Origin of the sequence: Flavobacterium sp. HJSW_4, from assembly GCF_042436695.1 — a bacterium.
Taxonomy (GTDB): Bacteria; Bacteroidota; Bacteroidia; order Flavobacteriales; family Flavobacteriaceae; genus Flavobacterium.
Map to the genome: position 1 here is coordinate 1 of NZ_JBHNPP010000084.1, position 491 is coordinate 491.

At 38.1% G+C, this 491-nt stretch carries 1 protein-coding gene; it reads left to right on the forward strand.

Features of this window, described 5'->3' with window-relative positions; all coding sequences use genetic code 11:
* A partial coding sequence (locus ACE01P_RS24405) for an Ig-like domain-containing protein (RefSeq protein WP_379701667.1) occupies window positions 1-491 on the forward strand: 491 nt, incomplete at both ends.

Here is a 491-nt window from a genome sequence, read left to right on the forward strand (position 1 = left end):
GTTACGGCAGTAAACGATGCTCCGGTTGCTGAAAAAGATGGATATTCAGTAAACGAAGGAGAGACACTTACAGTTATTACATTAGACGGAGTATTATCAAATGACAGCGATATTGATGGAGATTCATTAACATCAATCGTAGTTACGGGACCATCTCACGGAACTTTAACTTTAAATTTAGATGGATCTTTCACTTACATTCACGATGGAAGTGAAACTACTAAAGATAGTTTTACATATAAAGCTAACGACGGGAATCTTGATAGTAATATTGCAACAGTGACGATTACTATAAATCCAGTAAACGATTTGCCAGTTGCTAACGATGATCCATATACGGTTGCTGAGGATAACAGTGTTACTTTAACTCCGTTAAGCAACGATACGGATGCAGAAGGCGATGCGCTTTCTATTGTTTCTATAAATGGAACGACTTTAACAGGGAATGCTCAGACAATAACAGTTTCAAACGGAACGGTAGATATCTCGGC